8 protein-coding genes and 1 pseudogene are annotated in these 8715 nt (G+C 72.7%); 6 read left to right on the forward strand and 3 right to left on the reverse strand.

From position 1 onward, the window contains the following. Window positions 1-6: 6 nt before the first annotated feature. On the forward strand, window positions 7-216 hold the full coding sequence (locus FF041_RS01030) for a ferredoxin (protein WP_153481264.1): 210 nt from the start codon (window positions 7-9) through the stop codon (window positions 214-216). A 279-nt stretch (window positions 217-495) separates the two neighbouring features. Next, window positions 496-1413, forward strand: coding sequence for an MBL fold metallo-hydrolase (locus tag FF041_RS01035; RefSeq protein ID WP_153520598.1), 918 nt, complete (start codon window positions 496-498; stop codon window positions 1411-1413). On the opposite strand, the gene FF041_RS01040 is transcribed toward FF041_RS01035, so the two are convergent. Further along, on the reverse strand, window positions 1394-2188 hold the full coding sequence (locus FF041_RS01040; protein WP_153520599.1) for a class I SAM-dependent methyltransferase: 795 nt from the start codon (window positions 2186-2188) through the stop codon (window positions 1394-1396). The genes FF041_RS01035 and FF041_RS01040 overlap by 20 nt on opposite strands. 279 nt (window positions 2189-2467) lie before the next feature. Here FF041_RS01040 and FF041_RS01045 point away from each other — a divergent pair, with 279 nt between their 5' ends. The 3 genes from FF041_RS01045 (at window position 2468) to FF041_RS01055 (ending at window position 5449) form a co-directional block, all read left to right on the forward strand. After that, window positions 2468-3730: a cytochrome P450 family protein gene (locus FF041_RS01045; protein WP_153520600.1), complete on the forward strand. Its 1263-nt coding sequence runs from the start codon at window positions 2468-2470 to the stop codon at window positions 3728-3730. Window positions 3731-3862: 132 nt separating this feature from the next. Further along, window positions 3863-4333, forward strand: coding sequence for a hypothetical protein (locus FF041_RS01050; protein ID WP_323390898.1), 471 nt, complete (start codon window positions 3863-3865; stop codon window positions 4331-4333). A gap of 315 nt (window positions 4334-4648) precedes the next feature. Next, a complete protein-coding gene (locus FF041_RS01055) occupies window positions 4649-5449 on the forward strand; it encodes an SAM-dependent methyltransferase (RefSeq protein ID WP_153481258.1) in 801 nt (266 codons plus the stop codon). Window positions 5450-5512: 63 nt separating this feature from the next. Here the strand turns inward: FF041_RS01055 and FF041_RS01060 are convergent, their stop codons facing one another. Then, the gene (locus FF041_RS01060; protein ID WP_153520601.1) at window positions 5513-6865 is read right to left on the reverse strand and encodes a M64 family metallopeptidase; all 1353 of its coding nucleotides are present in this window, start codon (window positions 6863-6865) and stop codon (window positions 5513-5515) included. A 140-nt stretch (window positions 6866-7005) separates the two neighbouring features. Here FF041_RS01060 and FF041_RS01065 point away from each other — a divergent pair, with 140 nt between their 5' ends. Further along, on the forward strand, window positions 7006-8346 hold the full coding sequence (locus tag FF041_RS01065) for a tetratricopeptide repeat protein (RefSeq protein ID WP_153520602.1): 1341 nt from the start codon (window positions 7006-7008) through the stop codon (window positions 8344-8346). 137 nt (window positions 8347-8483) lie between these two features. Here FF041_RS01065 and FF041_RS37670 read toward each other — a convergent pair. Next, window positions 8484-8715 (reverse strand): annotated as a pseudogene (locus tag FF041_RS37670) (hypothetical protein); the annotation flags it as partial.

Genomic DNA, 8715 nt, shown 5'->3' on the forward strand with positions numbered 1-8715 from the left:
AAGGACATGCGCATCGAGATCGACCGGGACGTCTGCATCGGGGCGGCGCTCTGCGCGCTCACCGCTCCGGAGGTGTTCACCCAGGACGACGACGGGCTGAGCGAGCTGCTGCCCGCGCGTCCGGGCGAGACCCACGAAGCGAAGGCGCGGCAGGCGGCGCGGACCTGTCCCGTGCAGGCCATCACCGCCGTCGGCGAGAACGAGCCGGCCGGCTGACGGACCGCCGGGCGAGCGTCCGGCGGCGGTGAGCGCACCGCCCCGGGTTTCCGGGCCGCCGACGAGGCGCTCCGGCGCGCGCCCTGCGCGCCGGAGCGCCTCGGGTCGGGGCCGTCCGGGCGTGCTCCGGCCCGGATACGGGCGCGGTGCGGAGCTTTCGACGGGTACACACGGCGCCGGAGGACACAAGGTCCACCTCCCCTTCCTCTTTCCGGGAGAGAAGGGAGATCCTTCTGCCGCGGAGAGACCGCGGCGAACCGTGCGAGGAGGACTTCCCCGATGAGCGAAGCGGACACTGCCCGGCAGGCCACGGCGGCGGACACGGAGGACGCCGGCTGGTTCGTGGACGACCGCTGCACGAACTGCGATGTCGCGAGACAGCTCGCGCCGGAGCTGATCGGCGAGGTCCGGGGCCGCTCCGAGATCCTGCGGCAGCCCGCCGACGAACGCGAGTCGCGGCTGTTGCACGCCGCGGCCTTCGCCTGCCACACCCGGTCCATCCGCCGCCCCTCCCAGCGGCTGGACGACGCGCTCGACCCGTACCCCCTGGCCCTCGACGACGCCGTCCATCTCTGCGGCCACAACTCCACGCACACCGCGGGCGCCAACGCGTATCTGCTCCGCCGTGCGGACGGCAGCCGGATGATGGTGGACACCCCTCGCTGGAGTGAGCGGCTGGCCGCCCGGTACGAGCGGCTCGGCCCGGTCACCGATGTGCTGCTGACCCATCGGGACCACGCGGCGCACGGCCGCCGTTACGCCGACCGCTTCGGCGCGCGGCTCTGGATCCACGAGGGGGATCTCGACGCCGCCCCCGACGCGGACCGGGTGCTGCGCGGCTCGGGCGCCGTCGAGATCGGCGAGGGAGTCGTCGCCCATCCGCTGCCCGGACACACCCGGGGCAGCGTGCTCTATGTCGCCGACGAGCGGTACTGCTTCAGCGGGGACAGCTTCTACTGGTCGCGCACGACCGGAGACGTCGAGATCGCGGAGAGCGTCACCTGGTACTCCGTCGAGGAGCTCGCGGCGTCGCTGGCGCGCACGGTGGACGCCCTGCGATTCGAATGGCTGCTGCCCGGACACGGCGACCGCCGCCGGCTCCCCGCCGGGGAGATGGCCCTGAGGCTGCGCCGGCTGACGGACCGTGCCGCCGGGATGCGTCCCCAGCCGATCGACTTCACCGCCGTGCGCTGGTGACCCCGGTCGCGAGCCGTCCGGCCCGGTAGCACCGGGTGATATAGGGCATGGAGAACCGTTCGCGGCCCGCGAGCGCGGGATGGCGTACGGTCAGTTCCCTGACGCGCGCCAGGAGCTCGGCCCGGTCCGGCTCCGGGAGCATGATCACATAGCTGCGCGAGGCCACCAGGTCGACCAGTTCCGCGGGCCCGAGCTCGGCGCTCCACTCCACGGTGAACGTCTCGATGGGGCCGTAGAGGTCGGGCCGTTCCGCCAGCGCGGCGACGCCGGCGCCGGCGGTCGGCCGCGCTCCGGCCGGATGCAGCAGCCGGCCGAGCCGGGCCACCCAGTCCGCGCGTTCGTCGCGTACGTTCCACACCAGTGCGAGACTGCCGCCGGGCGCGAGGACACGGGCCGTCTCCGGGACGGCGCGTGCCGTGTCGGCCCAGTGCCATGCCTGGGCCGCCGTCACGACATCCGCGCAGCCGTCCGGCAGCGGAATCGACTCGGCCGAACCCGCCAGGACGCGCGCCCCGGGCGCCGCCGTGACCAGGTGCTCCCGCATGCCGCCCGACGGCTCCACCGCGGTGACGTCCAGCCCTCGCGCGGTCAGCAGACGGGTCAGCTTCCCGGTGCCCGCTCCGAGATCGAGGACCCGGTCGCCCGCTCCGGCGAGCAGCCAGTCGACCGCGCGGGCCGGGTAGGGCGGCCTGCCGCGCTCATACGCGTCGGCGGCGGCGCCGAAGGACGCCGCACGTTCGGCCCGTCCGGGGATGCCCGGTGTCCCTTCGCTCATGATCGTGACCTTAGCCAACGGGCCGCCGGACGGATACCCGTGCGGCGGGCGGGGCCCACGGAGGATGCGCCGCCCGGGCCGCGGCGCCGGGTGAGCACCCGGACGGGCCCCCCGGAGCCCGGGAGCGCGCCCCCGCCCGCCGGAGTGAGGCCGATCCGGCCACCGGCGGGAATTCGGCGCTGCGGACGCGTAGACGCGCGGGCCGAAGCGACGGATCGTCATATGAGTGTCAGCGTGCCCGGCACACCCGGACTACCGCATGCCCGGAGGAGGCGCCTCATGAGCACTACCGGAACCGGCACACCCGTGAAACTCGAAAGCGACGGCGGCCGGTGTCTGTACGACCAGGTGGACGCGCTTCGCGCGGCGGGGCCCGCCGTGCGGATTCAGCTGCCCGAGGGGGTGATCGCGTGGTCGGTGAGCCGTGGGGACGTCGTCAAGCGTCTGCTGACGCATCCGGGCGTCTCCCGGGACGCCCGGAAGTCCGTGCCGGACTACCGGCCGGGAGAAATCCTGTGGCTGGCCACCTGGGTGGATCTGGAGTCGATGTTCACCGCCGAGGGCAGCGACCACATCCGGCTGCGGAAGCTGATCGGGCCGGCGTTCACCCCACGCCGTACCGCGGCCATGCGGCCCGTGATCGAGCGCATCGTCGCCGCGCGGCTCGACGCCCTGGAGAAGCTGCCGGGTGATGCGCCGGTCGATCTGCGGGACGGGTTCTGCTATCCGGTGCCGACCCGGGTGATCTGCGATCTCTTCGGAGTGCCCGACGCGCAGCGGGACGCGATGCTGAAGGTCTTCGACCTGGTGACGCCGACCGATGTCACCAGGGAGGAGTCCGCGGCCCTCGGCGAGGGGCTGACCCGGGTGGTGATGGAGCTCATCGAGGCCAAACGCCGGGAGCCCGGCGACGATATGACCAGCCTGCTCCTGACCGCCCATGAGGACGACGGGGACCGGCTCACCGAGTACGAGCTGCTCTCCACGCTGACTCTGATGATCGGGGCGGGCGGTCAGACCACCATCGCCCTCCTCGGCCACGCCGTGCGCGAGCTGCTCGGCAGTCCGGCGCAGCTGGCGGCCGTGCTCGCCGATCCCGCGCGCTGGGGCGACGTCGTGGAGGAGACGCTGCGGCTCCATCCTTCGGTGATGCATCTGCCGCTGCACTGGGCCAAGGAGGACATCGACCTGGGCGAGGGCGTCGTGATCCGGGCGCATGACGCCATCCTCATGGCGTTCGGCGCGCATGGGCGTGATCCCGCCGTCCATGACGCACCGCGGATCTTCGACGTCGACCGCGCGGACAAGGCTCATCTGGCCTTCGGGTACGGCGCGCACTTCTGTCTCGGCGCGCAACTGGCCCGGCTCGAAGCCGAAGTGGCGCTGCCCGCGCTCTTCAGCCGCTTTCCCGGGCTCGCGCTCGCCGCCGATCCGGAGCGGCTCACACCGAAACGCTCCTTCATCGGCAACGACATGCAAGCGCTGCCGGTGTGGCTGAACCACGGTGGGACCACGGCCGGCCGGGGGACAGCACACCGATAGAGCGTCCGGGGCCCGGGGCGCGGGACATGGGCCGGGCCCCGTTGACGCCCGACGGTCGTCATGTCAGCGTCACATCGCACGGTGATCGCACAGGTCCCCGCTGTCACAGCGGGCAACAGGGAGGGGAATGCCGTGAAGGCACAGAGACCGGGACTGACGGCGGCGGTGGCGCTCATCGTCGCCGGAGCCACGCTGACCATGGGCACGCTGAGCACGGCCCAGGCCGCCGAGCCCCGCGCCGCCGCGCCGTCGCCGGCCGCCGTGTCGCTTCTGAGCGACCCGACGCCGGAGGAGCAGGAGCGGCTGCGGGAGATCGCCGGAGCGATCTGGACTCCGCAGCTGGCGGCGGGCTGGAACATGAACGCCGAGGTCGCCGATGTGCTGTCGCAGGCCACCGAGCGGATTCTCGCCTGCTCGGAAGCGTTCGCGCTGGTGCCCCGGCCGCCCGCCTTCATTCCCGGGCTCGGCTATCTGGTCCAGTACTGGAAGAACCTGCGGGACTACTACCTGGTGGTGAAGGAGAACCGCACCTACCGCGCCTGTGTGGTCTCCACCGCCGCCTATTACCGCTCCATCATCGAGATGGCCTCCGCCGGCATCTGACCCCGGGCATCCGACCCCGGGCATCCGACCCCGGGCGTGCGGCCCGGGGCCTCGCCGCCGGGCCGCACACGGATCGCCGTCAGCCCACCGGGAAGACTTCTCCGTCGGTCATGGCCGTTCAGCTCCCCCGGACCGTCGCATACCGCCATGTGATCATATGTACGCCGGTCGTCGTCGGCCGGGGCCCCGCCGCTATCGGCCCGCCGGGTACGGGGGTTGCCGTGGGAAGGCGCCGCTGGCGTATGCGCGATCTGTGGTGAAACATGGGCGGATCCCCCGTACCGGTTGTACGGGGGCCGACGCAAGGAGAGCACGATGAACGCGGAGCAGCAGGCCACGGCGCCGGCGGCTGTGATCGACACCAGTACGCCCCATTCCGCACGGGTGTGGAACTACTGGCTCGGCGGCAAGGACAACTACCCCGTCGACCGGGCCCTGGGCGCGCGGATGGAGGAGATGTTCCCGCAGATCATCGATATCGCCCGCGCCTCGCGCCGGTTCCAGGCGCGGGCCGTGCGCCATGTGGCCGCGGAGGCGGGGATACGGCAGTTCCTCGATCTCGGCACCGGGCTGCCCACGGCCGACGCCACCCACGAGGTCGCTCAGCGGGCCGTGCCGGAGGCGCGCATCGTCTATGTCGACAACGATCCGATCGTGCTGGCCCATGCCCGCGCGCTGCTGGTCAGCAGGCCGGAGGGGGCGACCAGTTATGTGCACGCGGATCTGACGGACGCTCCGAAGGTGCTGCGGGAGGCCGCCGGGACGCTGGATCTGACCCAGCCGGTGGCGCTGATGCTGCTCTCCACGCTGGGGCATGTCGCGGACGACGACCGGGCCGCCGCGCTGGTGCGCAGCTATCTGGACGCTCTGCCGGCCGGGAGCTGTCTCATCCTGTGCGACACGATCGAGACGCCGGAGACCCGCGCCGGTTCGGACGAGTACGCCAGCGGCGGGGCGCTGCCGTACGTCTCCCGTCCCGCCGAGGTGGTCCGTTCCTTCGCGGACGGTCTGGAGCTGGTGGAACCGGGGTTCGGCTCGATCAGCCTCTGGCGGCCCGAGGAGCCGCTCACCGGTGAGCCGGTGGAGCAGTGGGGGTTCGTGGCCGTCAAGCGCTGACGGCCGCACGCGCCGCGGCCGACGGCGGGCTTCCCCTGCCGTCGGCCGCGGTGCGCGATGGTGTCAGAGCCGGACCTTCCAGCTGACCGAGGACTTCAGCGTCGCGGCGATCTTCGGGTCCCGTACCGAGGGGGTACGGTCCTCGACCGTGACCGTCAGCCGGTGCGTACGCCGGTCGAGCAGTCCCAGGGTGAGCTCCGACACCCGGATCCGGGTGCGGTCCGAGAGGTACTTGAGCTCCTTGCCGTCCAGCTTCCAGCGGATCTTCAACTGGCGGCCGTCCGCGCCGTGCAGCCGGGGTACGGAGGTCTTCACGGACTGCCCCAGCCGCAGGGTGCGGTCGGTGGGGGTGAGCGCGGTGACGGCCTCGGAGTGGCGGTAGAAGCCGGCGATCATCGCCTCGACGCCGGGCAGGTTGAACGGCTTGCCGGTGACCCGCATCAGGGAGTTGTCGGTGGGGCGGTAGAGCCCCTCGACGAAGTAGCCCCCGCCTTCGTACGCGCCGACGACGCCGCCGTCGGGCGACTGCTCGCCGAGCCAGCGGTGCCACTTGGCCTTCTGGCGGGCCAGGTCGGCGGCGGTCAGGATGGAGATGTTGGAGTCGTCGGGCTCGGGGCCGGTGTACTTCTCGTACCCGGGGTAGCCGGGGTAGAAGTACTCGTCGGCGAGCTTGCCGAGCGAGTGGCCGGTCTCGTGGATGGCGACCTGGCCGGAGCGCTCATTGCCCGCCGACGCGGTGGAGATGCCCTCGTAACCGAGGGTCGGGCTGGGCTGGTTGTAGCCCGCGCCGCCGTACTTGGCGCTGTTGGCGAGGACGACGACCAGGTCCGCCTCGGGGGCCTTCGCGACATAGCCGTCGACCTTCTCCTGGTCGATGCAGAGCAGCCGCTCGATGCCGTCGCACCAGAAGTACGAGCCCAGGGCCGTGTCGCGGACCGTGCCGGAGTCGGGGTCGCCGGAGACGCCGGACTGGTTCGACACGGCGTCGATCGCCCAGACGTTGAAAAGGTTCCGGTAGGTCGTGTACGGCTCGACCGCGGCGAGTTCGGCCCACATCTTCTGGGCGTCGGCGCGGAACCGGGGCAGTTCCGCCGCGGTGTAGCCGTCGCCGACGACGACGATGTCCAGGCGGTCCCCGGTGGAGCCGCTGTCCACCAGCTTGGCGACGTCGCCGTCGGCGGCCTTCTCGCGTGCGGAGAGCCGGGGCGCGGGCCGGTCCTTGCCGCCCGGCGGAACCGTGGTGTGGCCGGAGCCGGCGGCGGTGCCGTGCTCCGGTCCGGGTATCTCGACCTCGACCCCGGCGGCCGACCGGCCCGCGGGGGCGCTGTCGGCGACCGCGGGGGCGGTGGCGAGTACGGCGGTGACGGCGGTGGCCAGGCCGGCCGCCGTCATGGCTCTGCGCAGTGCTGAGCGCATGGAGTCCTCTCCCCGGAAAGAAAGTTAAGTGAATACGTAAATTCGATGAACTAGCTGCTTAAACTAGGGCGCGAACAGGACATGCGCAATGGCCCGCCGACCCTGAATACTGCGGGGACGGAGCAACCAGGGGGGTTCCCATGGACGAACCGGCCGAGATCGGCCGCCGGGTGCAGCGACTGCGCACGGAGCGCGGCCTGACACAGCGGCAGCTGGCCGATCCCTCGTACACTCCCGCGTACATCTCGACGCTGGAGTCGGGGAAGGTGCGGCCCTCCGAGACCGCGCTGCGCTTCCTCGCCGGACGGCTCGGCGTCTCGATCGAGGAGCTGACCACCGGACGGCCCGCCCATCTGGCGACCGAGCTGCGGCTCGGTCTCACCGACGCCCAGCGGGAACTGGCCACCGGAGCCGCCGACGAGGCCGCCGTCCGCTACCGCAGACTGCTCACCGACGCGGAACACCTCGATCTCGCGCCCGAGCGGGCCGAGGCACTGCTCGGCCTCGGCGACTGCGCCCTGGAGAGCGGTGAACTGGACGACGCGCGACGGCACTTCGAGGCGGCGGAACAGCTGCTGGCCGACCGGCCGCTCCCCCGTCGCGCCCGCGCGATCCGGGGCCGGGCCGTCGCGCATCTGCTGGCCGGGGAGCTGCGCTACGCCTGCTATCTCCTCGAATCCACCATCGACGAACTGAGCTCCAGCGGTCTGGCCGACCCCGAGGCGCTGGTACTGCTCCACGCCGCGGCCATCGGCCCGTACATCGACATGGGGGCCCACGCCCGCGCCGCGCACGCCGCCGAACTCGCCCTGGCGCTGGCTCCACGGGTGGACGATCCCGCGCTGGTGGCGGGGATGCACCGGCAGGTCGCCCGCACCTTTCTCGCCGAGGGCCGCACGGCCGACGCCGACGCCTCGCTCGCCAAGGCCCAGACGATCTACCGGCAGCTACGGCTCCGCACCGATCTCGCGCACTGCCACTGGATGCGCGGGTACATCCAGGCCCAGAACGGCGATCTCACCCTGGCCGAGCGGGAGTTGCGCACCGCCCGGGACATGCTCGACGCCAAGCGGGCCACCCTGTACACCGCGCAGGTGGAGGTGGAACTGGCCGATGTGCTGCGGCGGCTGGGCCGGTACGAGGAGGCCGCCGGGCTGCTGTCGGCGCTGCTGGAGCTGGGCGACCGGCACGGCGCGGTGCACGCGGGCGGCGCGCACCGGCTGCTCGGGCTGATCGCCGAGGAGCGGGACGAGCCGGAGGCGGCCGAGGAGCACTATGTCCAGGCGCTCTCCCTGCTGGAGCGCAGCGGGGCCAGCGGCGATCTCGCCGATCTCTGCCGGCTGCTCGGCGATCTGCTGCGGCGCGGCGGCCGGACCGAGGCGGCGATGGACGTGTACCGCACGGGGCTGGGGCACCGGGCCGCTCCCGGGACGACGACGCTGGGCCCGGCCCCGGCCGCCCCCGCGCTGCGCCGGTCCTGAGGACGGCCCGGGAAGTCCCGCCCCGCACCGGGTGCGGGGCGAGTGCGGGGCGGGTGAACTCCGGGGTGCCGGAAGCCCGGACGGGCGTGCTCGGTGCTCAGGGCTGGGTGCTCGGTGCTCGGTGCTCAGGGCTCGGCTCAGCGATAGGCGTCGCGGCAGGCCCGGGTGATCGCCGGATCGGCGATGCCCGACGATGCCTCGCACAGGCTGCGCATCTCCCGCGAGGGCGGCTGCACAGGCCGCACATACGGCCGGATCCGGGGGCGCTGGGCCGTCTCGTCGGACGCCGCCCGGCCAGGCGGATCCAGCACGGCGCGCGGCGCGTCGGGGACGGCGGTCCGCCCGGGGTCGACCCGCTGCGGCGGGCGG

It is taken from the genome of Streptomyces jumonjinensis (genome assembly GCF_009600885.1).
Classification (GTDB): domain Bacteria; phylum Actinomycetota; class Actinomycetes; order Streptomycetales; family Streptomycetaceae; genus Streptomyces; species Streptomyces jumonjinensis.

Coding starts and splice junctions, on each gene's coding strand:
- FF041_RS01045 (WP_153520600.1), top strand. CDS start 2,468: ATGAGCACTACCGGAACCGGCACACCCGTGAAACTCGAAAGCGACGGC.
- FF041_RS01035 (WP_153520598.1), top strand. CDS start 496: ATGAGCGAAGCGGACACTGCCCGGCAGGCCACGGCGGCGGACACGGAG.
- FF041_RS01040 (WP_153520599.1), bottom strand. CDS start 2,188: ATGAGCGAAGGGACACCGGGCATCCCCGGACGGGCCGAACGTGCGGCG.
- FF041_RS01030 (WP_153481264.1), top strand. CDS start 7: ATGCGCATCGAGATCGACCGGGACGTCTGCATCGGGGCGGCGCTCTGC.
- FF041_RS01065 (WP_153520602.1), top strand. CDS start 7,006: ATGGACGAACCGGCCGAGATCGGCCGCCGGGTGCAGCGACTGCGCACG.
- FF041_RS01055 (WP_153481258.1), top strand. CDS start 4,649: ATGAACGCGGAGCAGCAGGCCACGGCGCCGGCGGCTGTGATCGACACC.
- FF041_RS01060 (WP_153520601.1), bottom strand. CDS start 6,865: ATGCGCTCAGCACTGCGCAGAGCCATGACGGCGGCCGGCCTGGCCACC.